Annotated in this window: 22 protein-coding genes; 14 read left to right on the top strand and 8 right to left on the bottom strand. The window is 72.7% G+C overall.

Annotated features, from left to right (window positions below):
* Window positions 1–9: 9 nt before the first annotated feature.
* From IEZ07_RS05055 to IEZ07_RS05030, 6 genes are all read left to right on the top strand, one after another.
* The gene (locus IEZ07_RS05055; RefSeq protein ID WP_191893689.1) at window positions 10–660 is read left to right on the top strand and encodes a class II aldolase/adducin family protein; all 651 of its coding nucleotides are present in this window, start codon (window positions 10–12) and stop codon (window positions 658–660) included.
* 2 nt (window positions 661–662) lie between these two features.
* On the top strand, window positions 663–1877 hold the full coding sequence (locus IEZ07_RS05050; RefSeq protein ID WP_191893688.1) for a DUF4032 domain-containing protein: 1215 nt from the start codon (window positions 663–665) through the stop codon (window positions 1875–1877).
* Between the two features lie 152 nt (window positions 1878–2029).
* A complete protein-coding gene (locus tag IEZ07_RS05045) occupies window positions 2030–2410 on the top strand; it encodes a roadblock/LC7 domain-containing protein (protein ID WP_084009003.1) in 381 nt (126 codons plus the stop codon).
* Window positions 2411–2413: 3 nt separating this feature from the next.
* The gene (locus IEZ07_RS05040) at window positions 2414–3460 is read left to right on the top strand and encodes a DUF4388 domain-containing protein (protein ID WP_191893687.1); all 1047 of its coding nucleotides are present in this window, start codon (window positions 2414–2416) and stop codon (window positions 3458–3460) included.
* 64 nt (window positions 3461–3524) lie between these two features.
* Window positions 3525–3923: a roadblock/LC7 domain-containing protein gene (locus tag IEZ07_RS05035; RefSeq protein ID WP_084009027.1), complete on the top strand. Its 399-nt coding sequence runs from the start codon at window positions 3525–3527 to the stop codon at window positions 3921–3923.
* A gap of 28 nt (window positions 3924–3951) precedes the next feature.
* Window positions 3952–4323, top strand: a complete 372-nt coding sequence (locus tag IEZ07_RS05030; protein WP_189237785.1) for a hypothetical protein — start codon at window positions 3952–3954, stop codon at window positions 4321–4323.
* Between the two features lie 72 nt (window positions 4324–4395).
* On the opposite strand, the gene IEZ07_RS05025 is transcribed toward IEZ07_RS05030, so the two are convergent.
* Window positions 4396–5262 carry an alpha/beta fold hydrolase gene (locus tag IEZ07_RS05025; RefSeq protein ID WP_191893686.1) on the bottom strand — a complete coding sequence of 289 codons (867 nt, stop codon included), beginning with the start codon at window positions 5260–5262 and terminating at the stop codon, window positions 4396–4398.
* A 145-nt stretch (window positions 5263–5407) separates the two neighbouring features.
* Entirely contained in the window at window positions 5408–6298 is an 891-nt protein-coding gene (locus tag IEZ07_RS05020) for a DUF4253 domain-containing protein (protein WP_231647617.1), read from the bottom strand.
* 277 nt (window positions 6299–6575) lie between these two features.
* On the opposite strand from IEZ07_RS05020, the gene IEZ07_RS05015 reads away from it, so the two are divergent.
* Window positions 6576–6917 (top strand): ArsR/SmtB family transcription factor, encoded by a 342-nt coding sequence (locus IEZ07_RS05015; protein ID WP_191893685.1) that lies wholly within the window; start codon window positions 6576–6578, stop codon window positions 6915–6917.
* Here the strand turns inward: IEZ07_RS05015 and IEZ07_RS05010 are convergent.
* The 3 genes from IEZ07_RS05010 to IEZ07_RS05000 are packed head-to-tail and all read right to left on the bottom strand — an operon-like array spanning window position 6847 to window position 9223.
* A complete protein-coding gene (locus IEZ07_RS05010; RefSeq protein ID WP_191893684.1) occupies window positions 6847–8694 on the bottom strand; it encodes a SulP family inorganic anion transporter in 1848 nt (615 codons plus the stop codon). The genes IEZ07_RS05015 and IEZ07_RS05010 overlap by 71 nt on opposite strands.
* Window positions 8691–9026, bottom strand: a complete 336-nt coding sequence (locus tag IEZ07_RS05005) for an ArsR/SmtB family transcription factor (protein ID WP_068903481.1) — start codon at window positions 9024–9026, stop codon at window positions 8691–8693. Before IEZ07_RS05005 ends, IEZ07_RS05010 begins: the two co-directional genes overlap by 4 nt.
* Before the next feature lie 2 nt (window positions 9027–9028).
* Window positions 9029–9223, bottom strand: a complete 195-nt coding sequence (locus IEZ07_RS05000; protein ID WP_068903334.1) for a hypothetical protein — start codon at window positions 9221–9223, stop codon at window positions 9029–9031.
* Window positions 9224–9553: 330 nt separating this feature from the next.
* On the opposite strand from IEZ07_RS05000, the gene IEZ07_RS04995 reads away from it, so the two are divergent.
* The 4 genes from IEZ07_RS04995 to IEZ07_RS04980 all read left to right on the top strand — a co-directional run bounded on the left by IEZ07_RS04995 (window position 9554) and on the right by IEZ07_RS04980 (window position 12414).
* Window positions 9554–9724, top strand: a complete 171-nt coding sequence (locus tag IEZ07_RS04995; RefSeq protein ID WP_084009001.1) for a DUF3073 domain-containing protein — start codon at window positions 9554–9556, stop codon at window positions 9722–9724.
* Between the two features lie 215 nt (window positions 9725–9939).
* Complete coding sequence (locus IEZ07_RS04990) at window positions 9940–10284, top strand: YciI family protein (protein ID WP_191893683.1); 345 nt, start codon at window positions 9940–9942, stop codon at window positions 10282–10284.
* Window positions 10285–10499: 215 nt separating this feature from the next.
* On the top strand, window positions 10500–11717 hold the full coding sequence (locus IEZ07_RS04985; RefSeq protein ID WP_191893770.1) for an RNA polymerase sigma factor: 1218 nt from the start codon (window positions 10500–10502) through the stop codon (window positions 11715–11717).
* Window positions 11718–11862: 145 nt separating this feature from the next.
* Entirely contained in the window at window positions 11863–12414 is a 552-nt protein-coding gene (locus IEZ07_RS04980) for a DoxX family protein (protein ID WP_191893682.1), read from the top strand.
* Between the two features lie 211 nt (window positions 12415–12625).
* Here IEZ07_RS04980 and IEZ07_RS04975 read toward each other — a convergent pair whose 3' ends face one another.
* Window positions 12626–13012, bottom strand: a complete 387-nt coding sequence (locus IEZ07_RS04975; RefSeq protein WP_191893681.1) for a hypothetical protein — start codon at window positions 13010–13012, stop codon at window positions 12626–12628.
* A 377-nt stretch (window positions 13013–13389) separates the two neighbouring features.
* Here IEZ07_RS04975 and IEZ07_RS04970 point away from each other — a divergent pair, with 377 nt between their 5' ends.
* A complete protein-coding gene (locus IEZ07_RS04970; protein ID WP_191893680.1) occupies window positions 13390–14388 on the top strand; it encodes a TolB family protein in 999 nt (332 codons plus the stop codon).
* 111 nt (window positions 14389–14499) lie between these two features.
* Here IEZ07_RS04970 and IEZ07_RS04965 read toward each other — a convergent pair whose 3' ends face one another.
* Window positions 14500–15975 (bottom strand): AAA family ATPase, encoded by a 1476-nt coding sequence (locus IEZ07_RS04965; RefSeq protein WP_191893679.1) that lies wholly within the window; start codon window positions 15973–15975, stop codon window positions 14500–14502.
* A gap of 296 nt (window positions 15976–16271) precedes the next feature.
* Here IEZ07_RS04965 and IEZ07_RS04960 point away from each other — a divergent pair, with 296 nt between their 5' ends.
* A complete protein-coding gene (locus tag IEZ07_RS04960; RefSeq protein WP_191893678.1) occupies window positions 16272–16541 on the top strand; it encodes a hypothetical protein in 270 nt (89 codons plus the stop codon).
* 261 nt (window positions 16542–16802) lie between these two features.
* Here the strand turns inward: IEZ07_RS04960 and IEZ07_RS04955 are convergent, their stop codons facing one another.
* Window positions 16803–17267, bottom strand: a complete 465-nt coding sequence (locus IEZ07_RS04955) for a pyridoxamine 5'-phosphate oxidase family protein (protein ID WP_191893677.1) — start codon at window positions 17265–17267, stop codon at window positions 16803–16805.
* Between IEZ07_RS04955 and IEZ07_RS04950 the strand changes: the two genes are divergently transcribed.
* Complete coding sequence (locus IEZ07_RS04950; protein WP_191893676.1) at window positions 17266–17748, top strand: MarR family winged helix-turn-helix transcriptional regulator; 483 nt, start codon at window positions 17266–17268, stop codon at window positions 17746–17748. The two genes, IEZ07_RS04955 and IEZ07_RS04950, sit on opposite strands and share 2 nt — an antisense overlap.
* The last annotated feature ends 4 nt before the right edge of the window (window positions 17749–17752 follow it).

Below are 17752 nucleotides of genomic sequence, written 5' to 3'. Positions count from 1 at the left end.
TTTATGGTCATGCTGCTGGCCGAGCAACGCCGCCTGCTGTGCGAGTACGGCCGCCGGGCCGCCGAGACCGGACTGGTCGTCGGGACCGCCGGCAACCTGAGCGTGCGCGCCGGGGACCTGGTCGCGGTCACGCCGAGCGGGGTCCCCCTGGACCGGCTGGAGCCCGAGGCCTGCCCGGTCGTCGACGTGGCGGGCCACCTGGTCGAGGGCGCGCTGCGGCCCTCCTCCGAGACGCCGATGCACCTGGCGGTCTACGCGAGCGGCGACGCCGGGGCCGTGGTGCACACCCACTCCGTTTTCGGCGCCGTGGTCGCCGCCACCATGACGGAGCTGCCGCCGATCCACTACACCGTGCTCCTGCTCGGCGGACCGGTCCGGGTCGCCGAGTACGCCACCTACGGCACCCCGGAGCTGGCCGCGAACGTCCGCGCCGCCCTGGAGGGCGGCAGGAGGGCCGCGCTGCTGGCCTCCCACGGCGGCGTCACCCTCGGCGACGACCTGGCGGGCGCCTTCGAGGCGACCCGGCTGCTGGAGTGGCTCTGCGAGGTCTACGTCCGCGCCAGGGCGGTCGGCGAGCCCCGGGTGCTCACCGGCGAACAGCTCGCGGCCGTGGCCCACCGCGCCTTCAACCCCCCGACGTTCCCCACCCGCGAGGACTGACGATGCCCCTCCAGCTGACCGGCTCCCCCAGCGACCCGGACCTGCTCCGCCTGCCCTGGGACGTGCCCCTGGAGAAGTGGCCGGAGCACCGCCTGGTCTCGCTGCCGCGCGGCATCTCCCGGCACGTGGTGCGCTTCGCCCGGCTCTCCGGCCGGGTCTACGCGATCAAGGAGATCAGCGAGCACTACGCCAGGCGGGAGTACCGCCTGCTGTGGGATCTGCACCGGCTGGACACCCCCGCGGTGGAGCCGGTGGCGTACGTCACCGGCCGGACCGGCGCCGACGGCGAGCCGCTGGACTCCGCGCTGATCACCCAGCACCTGCAGTTCTCCCTGCCCTACCGGGCCGTCATGTCGGGGACCATCCGGCCCGACACCCTCAACCGGCTCCTGGACGCCCTGGCGGTCCTGCTCGTCCGGCTCCACCTGAACGGCTTCTACTGGGGCGACTGCTCGCTGTCGAACGTGCTCTTCCGCAGGGACGCAGGCTCCTTCGCCGCCTACCTGGTCGACGCCGAGACCGGCGAGCTCCACCCAATGATCAGCGAGGGGCAGCGCCGGCACGACATCGACGTCGCGCACACCAACCTCTACGGCGAGATGCTCGACCTGGAGGCCGGCGGCCTGCTCCACCCCTCCATCGACCCGGAGGAGGTGGCCGACTCGGTCTGCTCGCGCTACCACGCGCTCTGGGGCGAGCTCACCTCCGACGAGATCATCGAGGAGGTCGACTGGCACATGATCGACCAGCGGATCCGCCGGCTGAACTCCCTCGGCTTCGACGTCGCCGAGATGATGGTCCGCCGCAAGGCGGGCACCGGCCGGTTGATCGTCCGGCCCAAGGTCGTGGACGCCGGCCACCACCAGCGCAGGCTGCTCCGCCTCACCGGCCTGGACGTGGAGGAGAACCAGGCCCGGCGGCTGCTCAACGACCTCGACTCCTTCCGCGTCTCGTACGGCCTGCGCCACGAGGACGAGGCGATCGTGGCCCACCGCTGGCTGGCCGAGGTGTTCCAGCCGACGGTCGAGGCCGTCCCGGAGGAGATGCGGCGCAAGCTGGAGCCCGCCCAGCTCTTCCACGAGGTGCTCGACCACCGCTGGTACATGTCCCAGGAGGCCGGGGGCGACGTCGGACTGCAGACCGCAGTGCAGTCTTATGTGAAGAATATTCTTATTTTCAAGCCGGACGAGAAGGCACTTATCTCCGAAGGCCAGTAGACGGTGTTGCACATGGAGTGCGCTTCCTTCTACCCGGTGGATGAAACTTCCTCCTCCCCACATCTCATTTTTTATTAGGACACATAACTCTCTCGGGAATTCCCTACTCTGGCCGGGCGACGTTTTCCGCAGCCGTCGGCGAGGGAGTTCGAGTGCTCGGAATCGAAGAGTGCCTGACCGAGGTGATGGCCATCCCCGGCGCGCTGGACGCGATCCTGATCGACCAGACCAGCGGGATGGCCGTGGCGACCGGCGGCGGCAGCCGCCACCTGGACGCGGAGAAGTCCGCGGCCGGCCTCAGCGGGACCCTCCAGGCGACCCTGGACGGACTCGCCGCGACCTCCCCCACCGGCACGGTCCGCGTCAATGAAATGATCATTACCGCGGACGATGGGCATCATTTACTGAAACCTCTGGAAACAGTTTTCGATGGCCCATTAGTGATATATGTCCGACTCGATCCCGGCCGTTCGAATCTGGCCCTGGCCCGCCACCGGCTCCAGGCGCTTTCCGGCCGGCTCATAACGACGTGAGCCATGCCGACCGCCGAGAGCGTCCTGCGCGGACTCGCCGACGACCGGGCGACCGGCGCCCTGCGCCTGGGGAAGGCCGGGGTGTTCTACCTCACCGGCGGCCGGGTCACCTACGCCGAGAGCGCCTGCTGCCCCCGGGCCGAGGACCTGCTCGTCGCCGGCGGCCGGATCTCCGCGCACGCCGTACGGCAGGCCAGGCAGGCCGCGTCGGAGCAGCGGCCGGGCGGCGGCCTGCTGGTCGACCGGGGCCTGCTCACCCGGGGCGAGCTGGAGTTCTGCGTGCTGGGCGCGGTGCTCGACGCCGCGTTCTTCCTGTTCGACGCCACCGGCGTCCGGATGCGGTTCCGCCCGGAGGACCGGCACTGGCTCGGACCCCAGTGGTATTTCGACGTGACCGGACTGCTCCGGGAGCACGGGCGAAGGAGGGCACAGTTGGACCAGGCCTGGCCATCCGCCGAGCTGGACACCCTTCCCGTCGTCCCGCTGGCGCGCATCCCCGCCCAGCAGGTCATGCTCACCTCCCTCCAGTGGGAGGTCCTGGTCGGCGCGGACTCCTCGGCGACCCCCGCCGACCTGGCCCGCAAGCTGGGCCGTCCCGCCTACTCGGTGCTGCTGGCCGTACGGCAGCTCGGCGCGGCGGGGCTGCTGCGCCGACCGGAGCCGCCGCCGGAGGCCCCTCCCGGAGAACCGCCGGAGGCCCCGCCGAGGACATCCCCGAAGACGTCTCCGGAGGCGCCGGCCGGGGCGCCTCCGGAGACCCGGTCCCGCGTCCCGTCCGGCCCGCCGCCCGAGGCTCCGGTGCCCGGAGCGCCCGCTCCACCCGGGGCGTCCGCTCCGTCCGGGGTCCTCCCCCGGCGGGCCGGCGCCGCCGCCCGCGCCGGGACCGCCCCGGAGGCCGGGATCGCCCCGGAGGCCGGGATCGCCCCGGAGGCCGGGGCCGAAGCGGTCCGGCCCCGGCCGTCCCCGGAGTGGCTCCCCGCCGCCACGGGGGACCCCACCGACGTGAACCTGCTCATCCGGCTGAGGAACGCATTGGAGGCGCTCGCATGAGGTCGGTCTCGTGCCGCTGACCCTGAGGCTGCGGACGCTGAAGCTGATCGGAAGGAGGATGCCCGTGGAACTGCGTGACGAGGTGTACCGGGAGATGGTCCTGCTGCGCCGGCGCATGCCCGACGTGGACGGCAGCGTCGCGTGCAGCGTGGACGGCCTGGTGATCGCCGGTGACATGGCCGGCAGCGTCGAGCAGACCGGCGCGCTCTCCTCCGCCCTGCTGGCCCTCAGCCGCCGGATGACCGGCCTCATCGGCAAGGGCGCCCTGGAGGAGACCCTGATCTCCGGCACCAACGGCTACGCGGCCTTCTACGCCGCCGGCCCCAAGATCGTCCTCGCGGTCACGGCCCGCCCGGGCACCAACCTCGGGCTGCTGCGACTGGAGGGCCGCAGGACGGCGGCGAACCTGGCCGCCATCGGCGAACGCATGTCGGCAACGACCAGACCCTCGACAACACAGTGACTCGACAACTCAGTGATCGGAGAGACCAATGGCCAGCATGGACGTGTCCCTCAAGGAGATGATGGCGATCGACGGCGCCGTCGGCGCGGTGGTCGTGGACTACAACAGCGGGATGGCCCTGGGCGCGCTCGGGGGTTCCAAGGACCTCGACCTCCAGGTCGCGGCGGCGGGCAACACCGAGGTCGTCAAGGCCAAGCTGCGGACGATGGAGTCGCTGGGCCTCAAGGCCACCATCGAGGACATCCTCATCACCCTCACCGACCAGTACCACATCATCCGGCCGATCACCGGCCGGGGCGGCAAGGGCCTCTTCCTCTACCTCGCGCTCGATCGCGGCCGCGCCAACCTGGCGCTGGCCCGGCACAACCTGCGCGGCATCGAGGAGAAGCTCGAAGTCTGAACCTCCGGCCGCGGTCCGCGCCCCGGGAGGCGGGGGCCGCGGCCGGAGCCGCTGGTCGACCGGCGGCCGGGCCTAGCGCTCCGCGGTGGCGGTCAGGCCGCCGATCTCGGCGGCGAACTCCGGCCAGAGCGGGCGCGGCAGGTCGTGCCCCATGCCCGGGTAGGTGACCAGCCTGGCGCCGGGCACGGCGTCCGCCGTGGCGATCCCGCCGGGCAGCGGCACGAGCTGGTCCTGCTCCCCGTGCAGGACCAGGGCCGGCACCGACAGCTCCTTGAGCAGCGGCGCGCGGTCGCCCGAGGCCATGATCGCGGCGAGCTGCCGGGCCACCCCGGCGGGGTCGTAGGCGCGGTCGTAGCTCAGGCCCGCGAGCCGGGCGATCCGGTCGGCGTCGAAGGGGTAGCCCGGCGAGGCGATGACCTTCCAGGTCTCCAGCGCCCGCGCGATCGCGGTCTCCCGGTCGGGCGAGGGCGGCGACATGAGCGCCGCCATGGCCGCCTCGGTGGGCGGGGCGGCCTGCGGGCTCGGCGTGGACATGATCGAGGTCAGGCTGCGCACCCGGTCCGGGTGGCGGATGGCCATCGCCTGGGCGATCATCCCGCCCATGGAGACGCCGGCCACGTGCGCCGACTCCAGGCCGAGCGCGTCGAGCAGCCCGGCGGCATCGTCCGCCATGTCGCCGAGCAGGTACGGCGCGTCCGCACTGGAAACGGGGCCGAAGGAGGGCGTGCCCGCGTCGTGGAAGTGGGTGGACTCGCCCACGTCCCGGTTGTCGAACCGGATGACGTGGTGCCCCCCGTCCGCGAGCAGCGTGCAGAACTCCTCGTCCCAGTGGATCATCTGGGAGCCCAGCCCCATGATCAGGAGCAGCGGGCGCCCTCCCGGGGACCCGAAGGTGTCATAGGCGATCTCGATGCCGTTCGCCGAGGCGCGCAGAGCCATCTCACTCCCACCGTGCTCGTCCGTCGGAACAGAATCTCATTCTGGAAGCGTCGCGACAAGAGCCATGTTCTGTTCACGATCGCGATCACAGCGGCGGCCCCCGGCGGCCTCCTCGCGCCGAGCCCGCCGGACGGGCGGACGGGGCTCAGTCCCACCAGAACGACCAGGCGTTCCTGCCCATGATCTGCTCGGCGTAGTCGATCAGCGTCCCGGCTCCCTGCACGATGCTGTCGGGGCAGAACGTCCAGTGCTCGGCGGCCAGGTGCAGGGCGTGCTCCCGCGTGACCGGAGGGGCCGCGACGCTCAGGTCCAGGGTGTTGAAGCCCATGCCGACCACCCGCGCGCCGAACCGGTCCTCCCAGCTGCGCACCACGGCCGCCAGCGGGACCATCCACTCGTTGTGGTTCAGCGCGCCCTGCCAGCCCATGGCCGCCAGCGCGTCGGCCCCCCGGTCCACGGCCACCAGGCCGAGGGGAGTGCGGCGCTCGGCCACGAGCCCGGCGTACCAGTCGGCGACCACGTCGGGGTCCGCCATCGGCGTCCCCGGCCCGGCCGGACCGGGGCACCGCGGGCCGAACGGGTCCAGGATCTCCAGTTGGCCGGGGTGGGCCTTCTCGATCCAGTCGGCCCACACCTCGGCCATGAACGCGGCGGTGTTGTAGTTGTCGATCTCGGCGGGGGCGTCCGGAGCGATCTGGCCGGCCGTCCACGGCTGGACGGTGTCCTCCAGCAGCACCGGCCACAGGCCCGAGTGCGGGTGCTCGGCCCGCAGCCTGGTCCACAGCTCGGCGGAGACGACCGTGTCGCTGAGCCAGAACGCCGGCTGATGGTACGAAGTCGTCAGCAGCGACGTGTAACCGGGGTCGGGCCAGACCAGGTCTCCGGTCGGCAGCTCGACCGCGAGGGTCCGCCCCTCGCCGCCGTCGGCGAACAGCTGCCCCAGCAACGGCGGAAGCCGCTCACGCTCGCAGTCACCCATCTCAACCGTCCCGATCCCGACCACGCCCCAATTTTGCCTGCCGGTCGCCACGCGCACGGCGGAAGCCACCGATGCCCGGCCAGGGACAACTCGCCATAATTCCATCTACCAGCGGAGTGCCGTCCCGCGGAGGCGCCTTCCCCGGGTGCGGCGTTGCTAAAGTTGGCAATTGCCCGGAGTGCCGGGGCGTGCGGGAGGCGGTCGCGACGCGGTGGCCGCTCCGGTGCCCACCGGGATCCGGGGTCCGGGCGGCGCGGCCGTCCGCGCGGAGCCCGTACGGACGTCCACGCAGGGCCGCGGGAGACGGCAGTGCCACGGGAGGGAGGGCGCCGCGGTGAGCGCACCGCTGTACCAGCTGAAGGCGGAGTTCTTCAAGACGCTCGGGCACCCCTCGCGCATCCGGGTGCTGGAGCTCCTCAGCGAGCGCGAGCACTCCGTCGCGGAGATGCTCCCCGAGGTCGGCATAGAGCCGGCGCACCTGTCTCAGCAGCTGGCGGTGCTCCGGCGGGCGAACCTCGTCGCGGCCCGCAAGGAGGGCTCCACCGTCTACTACTCGCTGACCCATCCGGGCCTCGCCGACCTCCTCGCCGTGGCCCGGTCCATCCTCACCGGCGTGCTGTCCGGGCAGGCGGAGCTCCTGGAGGACCTGCGGGCCTCGGCCCGCGAACGGGGGTGAGCAGACCCCTGGCGTGGGCGATGGCCGCCGGGGTGCCGGGGAAGACCAGCCCGTCGCGGCGCAGGTGCTCGGCGACGCCGAGCGCGGCCAGGACCTGGTCGTGGCCCGGCCGGATGCCCGACAGCAGCACGGTGATGCCGCGGCCCTCCAGGCGGGTGATCGCGTCGCCCAGGACCTGCGCGCCGGTGGCGTCGAGGGTCGAGACGCGGGACATCCGCAGGATCACCACCCGCACGTCGGAGATCTCCGAAAGCTCCAGCAGGAAGCGGTGCGCGGCGGCGAAGAACAGGGGCCCGTCGAACCGGTAGGCGACGATGTGCTCATCGAGCAGCCGCCGCTCCTCCTCGTCGTCGTGGTCGCCGGTCTCCAGCGGCACCTGCTCCACCTGGGCGGTCCTGGCGATCGCGCGCAGCGCCAGGACGATCGCCACGCCGATGCCGACGGCGACGGCCGTCACCAGGTCGAGCGCGACGGTGACGGCGAACGTGAGGATCATGACGATCGCGTCGCCGCGCGTCGCCCGGGCGATCGCGCGCAGGGAGCCGACCTCCACCATCCGCACGGTCGTGGCCAGCAGCACCCCGGCGAGCGCCGCCAGCGGGATGCGTCCGACGAGTCCGGAGGCGGCCAGCACGATCACCGCCAGCACGACCGCGTGGCTGAGCGAGGCCAGGCGCGAGCGGGCGCCGGAGCGCACGTTGACGGCGGTCCTGGCGATCGCGGCGGTGGCCGGGACGCCGCCGAACAGCGGCGCGGCCAGGTTCGCGATCCCCTGGCCGAAGAGCTCCCGGTCGGGGTCGTGCTTCTCGTTGACGCTCATCGCGTCGGCGACCGAGGCGCACAGCAGGCTCTCCAGCGCGGCCAGCGCGGCCACGGCCAGCGCGGCCGGGATCAGCGCGGTGATCGCCCCGGGGTCCAGGAAGCCGAGGGAGGGCGCGGGCAGCCCGGCGGGGAGCGCCCCGATCCGGGCCACGTCGAGCCCGGCGAGTTCGGCCACCAGGGTGGCCAGCACCACGCCGACCAACGAGAACGGCACGCCGGGCCGCCGGCGGGCACCGGCCAGCATGAGCCCGGCCACGGCGACGGCCATGAGCAGGGGGGCGACGGCCGGGGCCGCGGCGTACGCGGCGACGGCTCCGGCCGCCACCTGCCAGACCCGCTCGCCGTCGATCCCCGCCACTCCGAGGGCCGCGGGGACCTGCTGCAGCGCGATCACCACGGCGATCCCGGCGGTGAAGCCCTCGATGACCGAGGTGGGCATGAACCGGATGTAGCGGCCGACCCTCGCCACGGCGAGCCCGATGAGGATCACCCCGGCCAGCAGCCCGACCGTCAGCACTCCGCTCGCACCGAACTGATGCACGATCGGCACCAGCACCACGGTCATCGCCCCGGTGGGGCCGGAGACCTGCAGGTTGCTCCCACCGAAGACCGCCGCCAGCGCCCCCGCCACGACGGCGGTCGCCAACCCGGCCGAGGCGCCCAGTCCGGAGCTGACCCCGAAGGCCAGCGCGAGGGGCAGTGCCACGACCGCCACGGTCAGTCCGGCCAGCAGGTCCCGGCGCGGGTTCCGGCGGGCCGGCGCCCAGTCCGAGCGGCGGGGCAGCAGACCGGTCAAGCGGTCGCGCAGCAGCGCACCGGCGGAGGCCGCACCGGGGACCGGGCCGGGAACCGGTACGGTCCCCGTACCCGAGGCCGGACCGGTGACCGTATCGGGAACCGGGCCCGAGGCCGGGTCGGCGACCGTACCGGGGACCGCGCCGGGGGTCGTGCTCATCTGCGGGCCTCGGCGCGCAGCTCGGCCAGGAGTTCTCCCTGCCCGGCCAGCAGGTCGGCGAGGATCCGCCGCGCCGCGACCAGCAGCTCCGCCACGTCCGGGGTGGACAGGGCGTAGACGACGGTGGTCCCCTCGCGCGTGGCGCCCACGATCCCGGCCCGGCGCAGCACCGCCAGCTGCTGGGAGAGGTTGGACGCCTCGACGTCGACCGCGGCGAGGAGGTCCCGGACCGGCAGCGGACCGGTCTGGAGCAGCTCCAGCACCCGGATGCGGACCGGGTGCCCGAGCGTGCGGAAGAACTCCGCCTTGGCCTGGTTGAGCGGCACCGCCATGATCACGCCGTTTCGCCGGCGGGCGCGCCGACCCCGTGCCGCACCTCGACGCCGTGCTGCCCGGCGATGCGCAGCAGGTTGTCCAGGCGGCCGGACAGGACCTCGACCGCGTGGTCGTCGTGCGCCTGGCGCACGAGCCGCAACTCCGCGTCGACCTCGTCGATACGCGCCAGCAACTCAGCCGTGAACTCGCTCATGCATCCTGCTTCCCGTGGACTTCCGGTGGACTTCCCGCGGACCGGCGCCGGTGCACCGGCGCCCGGGTGGCGGGAACATGCTACTTACAAACTCGCCAATTGCGTAATTCTTCAAGTCGTAAGGGGCTTGGGTAAGATGGCGGCGGTGGTCCGCTCCCGGAGGTCTCCCCCGCCGGCCCAGGTCCCGATCCGGATCAGGTCAGGACCGGGCGGGGCACGCCGGGTAAGGTCACCGGCGAGCGAGGACCGGCCCGGGATACCGGGCCGCGCTGGCCCGCGATGCGACAATGACGAGAGGCCGGGCACGGTCTACGTGAGGGAGTGCAGCCAATGGGACGGGGTCGCGCCAAGGCGAAGCAGACGAAGGTCGCTCGCCAGCTGAAGTACAGCAGTCACCACATCGATCTCGAGCGGCTGCGTGAGGAGCTCGGCTCCGGAGACGACCGCGCGCAGGACCGCCCCGAGACCGACGCCCCCGCGGGGGAGCCGGCCGACAGGTAGCGGCCGGGAGCACGCAGGGCGCGGCGGCGGGTCCCAGGACCCGCCGCCGCCCGCGTCTTCGCGCCGCAGCCCGGGCCGGGTCCGCCCCGCATCGTGGACGCCCCGGAGAGAACCCGGAAAGAATTCCGGGAGCCGTGTCGAACGGACCGCCGCCCGTTCGACGCGTCAGCGGGAGGCCGGGAACCGACCCGGCCGCAACGACAGGGAGCACCACGATGCGGTTCCTCATGATGACCACCGAGACCGAGAGCGTCCCGGACGAGCGGCTGATGGCCGAGATGGGCCGGTTCATCGAGGAGATGAGCCGGGCGGGGGTGCTGCTGGCCACCGGCGGCCTGGACCCCCGGGCCACCCGCATCACGTCCTCCGGCGGCAAGGTCACCGTGACCGACGGCCCGTACACCGAGGCCAAGGAGGCCGTCGTCGGGTTCGCGCTCATCGAGACGCGCACCAAGGAGGAGGCGGTCGAGCTGTCCAAGCGCTTCTGGCGGATCGCCGGCGACGGCGCGGGCGTGATCCAGCAGGTGTTCGGTCCCGAGGACCCGATGCCCGGGCGGTGAGCCCGCCCGGGTCCTCCGGGACGGTGTGAGCCGCGGGCCCGTTCCTCGGCCCACACCGGGCCCACGGTAGATCCCGCACCGGAGCCCGCGGCGGAACTTGCGCAGGCGGTCCCGCCGGTGCTCTCATCGTCGGGGTGACGGCCTCTGACCCCCGGCGGGAGACGCACCGGGACGCGCATAGTGATGCGCACGGGGCGATCGACGCGGTCTGGCGGATGGAGGCGGCCCGGATCATCGCCGGCCTCGCGCGGATGGTGCACGACATCGGCCTGGCCGAGGAGCTGGCGCAGGACGCCCTGGTCGCGGCGCTCGAACAGTGGCCGGAGTCAGGCACGCCGGACAACCCGGGTGCCTGGCTCATGGCCGTCGCCAAGCGCCGGGCCGTCGACCGGATCCGCCGGCAGCAGCGGCTGGAGCGCAAGCTGGAGGAGATCGGGCACGGGCTCGAGGACGAGGATCCGGCCCCGGAGTTCGACGCCGTCCTGGACACCGACCCCATCGAGGACGACCTCCTCCGGCTGGTGTTCACCGCCTGCCACCCCGTCCTGTCCGCCCAGGCGCGCGCCGCGCTCACGCTCCGCCTGCTCGGCGGCCTGACGACCGAGGAGATCGCCCGCGCCTTCCTGGTCCCCGAGGCGACCGTCGCGCAGCGGATCGTCCGCGCCAAGCGCACGCTCGCCGAGGCGGGGGTGCCGTTCGAGGTGCCCGAGGGCGCCGAGCGCGCCGACCGGCTGGCCTCGGTCCTGGAGGTCGTCTACCTGATCTTCAACGAGGGCTACGCCGCGAGCGGCGGCACCTCGTGGATGCGGGTGGACCTCTGCCAGGAGGCGCTGCGCCTCGGCCGCGTCCTGGCCGGGCTCGCCCCGCAGGAGCCCGAGGTCCACGGTCTCGTCGCGCTGATGGAGATCCAGGCCTCGCGCACCCGGGCGCGCACCGGCCCGTCCGGCGAACCCGTCCGGATCCTCGACCAGAACCGCGGTCTGTGGGACCGGCTGCTGATCCGGCGCGGCTTCGCGGCGCTGCTGCGCGCGGAGAAGCTCGGCGCACCCCCCGGCCCGTACGTCCTGCAGGCCGCGATCGCCGCCTGCCACGCGCAGGCCCGCACCGCCGAGGAGACCGACTGGGCGCGCATCGCCGCCCTCTACGAACTGCTCGTCCGGCTGACCCCCTCGCCGGTGGTCGAGCTCAACCGCGCCGTCGCGCTCGGCATGGCGTACGGCCCGGCGCGCGGGCTGGAGGTCGTCGACGCCCTCGGTTCGGAGCCCGCGCTCAAGGACTACCACCTGCTGCCGTCCGTGCGCGGGGACCTGCTCGCCCGGCTGGGCCGCCTCGACGAGGCCCGTACGGAGTTCGAACGCGCGGCCTCCCTCACCCGCAACCTCCCAGAACGCACCCTCCTGCTGTCCCGTGCCGCCGCATGCACACCCTCCTGACCTGCGACGACCCTCCTCCCATGCGGGCGGCGAGCGGCCGCCGGAAAAAGTCCCGGGAAAAACCCGGAGCCGTGTCGAACGGGCCGTCACCCGTTCGACGCGTGGTCAGAGAGCAGGAAGACCAGCATCCGGAAGGACAGCCGCCATGGCCGCCGCACAGATCCCCGCCACCGGCACCACCGCCGACACCGACGCCACCGCCGCGGGAACCGGTATCGGAACCGGCACCGGCACCGGCACCGGCACCACGGACGCCGCCGGCCGTCACGGTGCCCCGCACGGCACCCCCCGCGGTTCTTCCCGCGGCACCGCCCGCAAGGTCCTGTGGACCCTGCAGATCCTCATCGCGCTGTTCCTGGTCGTCGCCTCCGCCCTGCCCAAGCTCGTCGGCGAGCAGAACGCGGTGGAGACCTTCGAGCTGATCGGCTGGGGTCAGTGGTTCCGGTACGTGACCGGCGTCGTCGAGCTTGCGGGCGGGATCGGCCTGCTGATCCCGCGGCTGGCCGGGGCCGCGGCGACCGGGCTCATCGGCCTGATGGCCGGCGCCGCCCTGACCCAGATCCTGGTGATCGAGCCCGCCTGGGCCCTGCTCCCGGTCGCGTTCGGCGCCGTGCTCGCGCTCGTCGCCCGGGACCGCCGGGAGGAGACCCGCGCCCTGGTCCGCTCCCTGCCCCTGAGCCGCTCGCGGCGGCGCTGATCTCCCGGGCGGAAAGGCGGGAGGCTCCGGATCCGGCCGGAACGCCGGGTCTCCGAGCCCCGTCGGATCATCGGATCCGCCCCTTCACCGGCCTCCTCCGGCGGAAGAACGGCCCGTGCGCCCCGAGAGCGCACGGGCCGTCCGGCTCCTCCCGGACCCGTCCCGGCACGGGGCCGGTTCCCTCCCGCGTGACGGGCCGGATCGGGTGGTCTCAGCGGCGTCCGTGGTGCTTGTGCTTGCCGTGGTGCCCGTAGCCGCCGTAGCCGTGGTCACGGTCGTATCCTCCGTAGTTCCCGTAACCCCCGTACTTGTCCTTGTGCTTGCCATAGCCGCCGTAACCGTAGCCGCCGTGGTTCCCGTAACCGCCGTAACCGTAGCCGCCGTGGTTCCCGTAACCCCCGTACTTGTTCTTGTGCTTGCCGTAGCCGCCGTAGTTCCCGTAACCGCCGTGGTTCCCGTAGCCCCCGTAACCGCCCTGGGAGTAACCGGAGCCTCCGTAGGGGTACGGGTGGTCGCTGTCGGCCAGAGCCCCGCCGTGCCCGGCGAGTCCGAGGGCCGCGACGGCGCCCGCGACCACTGCGGCACGCCTAATCTTCATGATCATTACGATTGCCCCCTTTGCGGCCCACGATCGGTGAACACCACAGATCACCAGGAGGGACACCGCGCGATCAGCCTCCGGGACCGGACACGGTCGACGCCCCAGGCTGAGGGCCGCTCTCCCAGCCAGCCTATGCTCACAGGCCTCGTCGGCCGCCGCAGAAAACCCATATGTCTACAAGGGCAGCAAATGATGATTTGGCATCAGGCACTGCTCTCCCGCAGCGGTGTGCGAGGATTCATGGCGGTGTCCCGACGATCACCGGCTCGGGCGATGAAGCCTCCGGGTTCCGCCTCGGACGGATCGACGGGAACAGACAGGTCTCAACGGGTCGGGTCCGCTGACGGGTACCGAAACTCTGGGGGAAGAACATCGTGAAGCACCGGGCCCTCGCCGCAGGCGCCGTACTCACCGCACTCGCCGTGTCCACCGCGACGGCTGCCGCACTCGCCGGGCCCGCGCAGGCCGTACCGGCTCGGAGCACGTCCGCGCAGGCCGAATCAGCGCAGGTCGTATCCGAGCAGGCCGTACCCGCCCGGAGCGCGCCCGCGCAGGCCGCGCCGGCTCCGCTGACCGGCGGGGGCGTCTACCTCGGCTACGGCAGCGGTGTCCGCCTGGTGACGGAGAGCGGACGGGCCCTCTGGACCGACCGCTCCGGCTACGGGCAGTTCTCCGTCTCCCCCGACGGCCGGAAGGTCGCCTGGATCGACGGCAGGGGGCGCCTGCACGTCTCCGCCGCCGGCTCCGGGAAGGCCTCCGACAAGGTCGTCGCCCGGGGAGCGGCCGCCGGCGGTCCCTGCCTGACCCCCGCCTGGTCGGCCGACTCCCGGCGGATCGCCTTCCCTCTGGCCGGTCAGGCCGACAGGCTGACCGTCGCGGTGGTCGGCGCGGACGGCAGGGGCCTGGACAAGGTCGGCGCGACCCTCGGCGTCTGCCACCTGACCTGGTCCGCCGACGGCCGCACCCTCGCCGGATACGCCGGGACCACCGAGGGCGTCCATCTCCTGGACACCGCCTCCCGCACCTCCCGGCGGGTCCCCGGCATCAGGCTGGCCAACCACGTGGCGGGCCTGTCCCCCGACGGCCGCCGCGTCGTGGTGCACGCGATCGGCCCGGACGACGCCGCCGGAGACGGCTCCTGGCCGACGGAGTTCACCCCGTCGGTGTACGACACGCGGACCGGGAAGAAGATCGCCCTCCCGGTCCGGGGCAGGCTGATCGGCGCCCTGTACCTGCGCGACGGCCGCCTGGCCGTCCGGGTCGCGGGCCGGACCGCCAACACGCTGGTGGTCCTCTCCCCCTCCGGCAAGCGCCTGCAGACCCTGTCCGAGAAGCCCCGCAACAGGCGGCTGGGCCTCCTCCAGGCGCGCTGACGGGAACAGCCGTACCGGTGTCACCGGTACGGCTCACACCCCCGGCGAGGCCCCGGCTTCACCGGGCGGCCGGCGGGCGGAGCGTCCCGGACGGCGTCCCCGACGGCGCGGTCACGGTTCCCCGTAGAGCTCCGCCAGGTCCACGAGCAGGACGTCGGAGTCGCTCCGGGCAGCGAGGGCCCGCAGCTCGTCGGTGAATCCCGCGCCGCTGAAGCAGGCGAGCCGGGTCGGGGCCGTGTCGTAGCGGCCCCCGCAGGCGACGAGGGAGCGGACGTGCCTCAGCCGGTCCAGGTGCCCCATCCCCATGACGTCGTTCCACTTCGCCTCGCCGATCAGCAGCAGCGGCGCCTTCCGCCCGTCACCGATGCCGACCACCGCGACGTCGACCTCGTGACCGGTACGGCGGGCCGCGTCGTTGACGACGCCGTGCCCGACCCGCGCGGGCAGGCCGCCCAGGAGGTCGGGGTCGGCGTGGTGCGACGCCCAGTCCCGGCAGACCTGCTCGAAGTGCGGCCCCAGGATGTTGCTCGCGAAGCGGCGACGGCTGGCCTGCCAGATCCGTCCGGCCGAGCCGGGGCGTTCCAGCTGGTCCCAGACCGGCCGCATGACGGCGTGGTAGAAGCCGACCAGGGGCTCGGCGATCCGGTAGGCGGGGCGGTTGTCCCGGAAGACGTCCGCGTCGCGGTGGAGCAGCCCGGCGTCCTCCAGGACGTTGATCGGATGCGCGATGTCCGCGGCCTTCCGCTCCAGATATCCGGCCATGCCGCTGCGGGTGGCGTTGCCCTCGGCCACCGCCGCGAGCACCGAATGGTACAGGGTGGTGTCCCGCAGGTCCGGCTCCTCCGCCAGCAGGTATCTCGCCTCGCGGAACAGGGGGCTCTCCGGGCTCAGCACGGTGCGGACCACCCAGTCGTCGAAGTCCTCCGGCCCACTCGGACTGTCTCCCCGGGCGAACTCCTTGCGGTAGGCGGGCGTGCCGCCGACGATCGCGTTCACCCGCAGCGCCAGGTGCGGGTCGGTGATCTCCCAGAACCGGGCGGCGAGCCGGTGGTCCAGCGTGCGCACGACCAGTTCGAGACCGGCCCGGCCGCGCAGCGGGGCGTTTCCGGCGAGCAGCTTCCCCATGAGGGAGAGCGCGGATCCGCAGAGCAGCAGCCGCGTCCGCGACTCGGAGCGCTCCCGGCGCAGCGGGCGGAAGGCCTGCTGGATGATCGAGGGCAGCTCGGCGTTGGCCTTGGCGAGGTAGGGGAACTCGTCGATGACCACCGGCACCGGGCGGTCGCGTCCGAGCGCGAGCAGCGCGTCCACCACCTCGAACCAGTCCGTGAAGTGGTACGGCGTGGGCGGCGAGCCGTAGGCGGTGAGCGCGGCGCTGATCCTCCGCAGCGACTCGGAGTCCGTGGCCTCGGTCGCACCGAAATAGAAGCCTCCGGCGGCCGTGCACACCGCGTCCAGCAGGAAGGTCTTGCCTTGGCGGCGGCGCCCGGAGACCACGCCCAGGGTCGCACCCGGCTGCGGATCGGTGACGAACCGCGCCAGCGCGGCCCACTCGTGGTCACGGTCGAACATCATGGCAGGCTTGTCCACCAGCACTCCATGGATATGGGACTACACTTCTGTAAAGTGTAGTCCCATATCCTCCGTATCGATGGCCCCGTCGACGACGGCGTCCCAGGCGTCGCCCGTCAGGTCGACTCGATCGGCCTGTGCCGAGTGGGAATCACCCGAAAGGCCAAGGCGGCAGCGGTAATCTCGGGCATCCGGTAATGAGAAATGGAGTCTTGTCGGCTCGAATCAGGGGCATCCAGGGTGATATTTGACCTTTTCTCGCGGCTCGGGGCTCTGGAGAGGACGGGCATCGCGGCCACGATCGGGGAGGGGCCGTGACATCCGCCGGGTTAAACGGGATCGACCCCGAGCGGCTGGAGCAGGCCGCCGCCCTGCGCGACGGGGCCGACCGGCTGACCGTGCTCGGTGAGGAGCTCGGCGGGAAACTCCACCGGTACGGCATCGGCACCGACGCACCCAGGGAGATCATCCGGATCGCCGACCGAGGCAGGACCGGGGCCTCCAAGCTCCGCGAGCGGGCGGAGCTGATCCGGAAGCTCAACGAGGGCGGCGTCAAGTCCGGCGAGTTCGACCCCCTCACCTGACGGCTTCCAGGATCCGGGCCACACCGTGGCGATCGCTTCGGGCGGTGACCTCTCCGCGGACCCACTGGAGACATTCCAGCGCGTTCTCTGTGGCCGGGTCGCGGTTCACAGGTGAGAAGCAGATCAGAAGCGGATCCCATCGAGTGGGAACGGCCTCCCCCTCCACCACGCTCCAGAGGCCGGGCCCGCCGTACGGCCCGCCACCGGCGCGGTCGGTGAGCCGAGCCGCACGGCGGAAGGCCATGGCCGCGTCATGACCGGTCAGGCGGGACGTTGCCACGATTCCTTGAGCGTGCCGAGCCGCCAGGGCGTCATCTTGAGCACGGTGATGCGTTCGTCCCGGTGGTCCTGCCCGCCCAGGATGCGCGGGTCGTAACCGAGCGGCTCGTCGGCGCTCGCGAACAGGTCCCACACCTTCTTCCGCGTCTCCTCGTCGCCGGCGAAGGCCGCGTCGCACTCGGCCACCGCCACCTCCTGGGCCGGGTCCCAGTACGAGCACGACACGTACGGATGGCGCGACAGGTGCGCCACCTTGAGCGGGGTGGGCCGGGTGAACGCCCATCCGACGACGCCTTCGCCGGTCCGCTCCCAGTACGGGTGCATGACACGCGAGCGCGGCCGGCCGCGGCTGTCCACGGTGGCCAGCGTGCACCACACGATGCGGTGCGCGATCCTCACGAACTCGTCGAGGAGTCCGGCGGGCGGGACGATAGGATGCACAACCATGGCTGTGCATCCTAGTGCGAAGAACCTCGATCTGTCTCTGGTGACCCTGTTCGCCGGCTGGGCCATGACGGACGAGGTGCAACGCCGCTTGACCGACGCCGGCTTCAGCGACCTGCGCTTCAACGACGGCGTGGTCATCCAGCACCTCCTGCGCGAACCGCTGTCCGTCACCGCCCTGGCCCGGTGCATGGGCGTCACCCAGCAGGCGGCGTCCAAGGCCGTCACCGACATGGAGCGCCGCGGTCTGCTCACCCGCGAGCCGGCCCCCGGCGACGCCCGCACCCGCCTCCTCCGCCTGACGCCGCACGGCGCGGCCGCCGTCGAGGCGGCCCGCGCCCACCGCGCCGCGCTGGACGCCGAGCTGGCGGAGCGGTTCGGCGCGGACCGGATCGCCGAGACCCGCGCGCTGCTCGCGGCCGTCCTGTCCCACCTCGACCGCGATGACGCCGTCCGCAACCGCAGGGTCCGCCCGCCCGCCTGAACGG

Origin of the sequence: Planomonospora parontospora (genome assembly GCA_014647935.1) — a bacterium.
Taxonomy (GTDB): domain Bacteria; phylum Actinomycetota; class Actinomycetes; order Streptosporangiales; family Streptosporangiaceae; genus Planomonospora; species Planomonospora parontospora.
The sequence above is the reverse complement of the archived record's forward strand: the minus strand, read 5'-3'. Positions and strand labels throughout refer to the sequence as shown.

Coding starts and splice junctions, on each gene's coding strand:
- IEZ07_RS05055 (WP_191893689.1), top strand. CDS start 10: ATGCTGCTGGCCGAGCAACGCCGCCTGCTGTGCGAGTACGGCCGCCGG.
- IEZ07_RS05050 (WP_191893688.1), top strand. CDS start 663: ATGCCCCTCCAGCTGACCGGCTCCCCCAGCGACCCGGACCTGCTCCGC.
- IEZ07_RS05040 (WP_191893687.1), top strand. CDS start 2,414: ATGCCGACCGCCGAGAGCGTCCTGCGCGGACTCGCCGACGACCGGGCG.
- IEZ07_RS05030 (WP_189237785.1), top strand. CDS start 3,952: ATGGCCAGCATGGACGTGTCCCTCAAGGAGATGATGGCGATCGACGGC.
- IEZ07_RS05025 (WP_191893686.1), bottom strand. CDS start 5,262: ATGGCTCTGCGCGCCTCGGCGAACGGCATCGAGATCGCCTATGACACC.
- IEZ07_RS05010 (WP_191893684.1), bottom strand. CDS start 8,694: ATGAGCACGACCCCCGGCGCGGTCCCCGGTACGGTCGCCGACCCGGCC.
- IEZ07_RS05005 (WP_068903481.1), bottom strand. CDS start 9,026: ATGGCGGTGCCGCTCAACCAGGCCAAGGCGGAGTTCTTCCGCACGCTC.
- IEZ07_RS05000 (WP_068903334.1), bottom strand. CDS start 9,223: ATGAGCGAGTTCACGGCTGAGTTGCTGGCGCGTATCGACGAGGTCGAC.
- IEZ07_RS04995 (WP_084009001.1), top strand. CDS start 9,554: ATGGGACGGGGTCGCGCCAAGGCGAAGCAGACGAAGGTCGCTCGCCAG.
- IEZ07_RS04990 (WP_191893683.1), top strand. CDS start 9,940: ATGCGGTTCCTCATGATGACCACCGAGACCGAGAGCGTCCCGGACGAG.
- IEZ07_RS04985 (WP_191893770.1), top strand. CDS start 10,500: ATGGAGGCGGCCCGGATCATCGCCGGCCTCGCGCGGATGGTGCACGAC.
- IEZ07_RS04980 (WP_191893682.1), top strand. CDS start 11,863: ATGGCCGCCGCACAGATCCCCGCCACCGGCACCACCGCCGACACCGAC.
- IEZ07_RS04975 (WP_191893681.1), bottom strand. CDS start 13,012: ATGAAGATTAGGCGTGCCGCAGTGGTCGCGGGCGCCGTCGCGGCCCTC.
- IEZ07_RS04950 (WP_191893676.1), top strand. CDS start 17,266: ATGGCTGTGCATCCTAGTGCGAAGAACCTCGATCTGTCTCTGGTGACC.
- IEZ07_RS04955 (WP_191893677.1), bottom strand. CDS start 17,267: ATGGTTGTGCATCCTATCGTCCCGCCCGCCGGACTCCTCGACGAGTTC.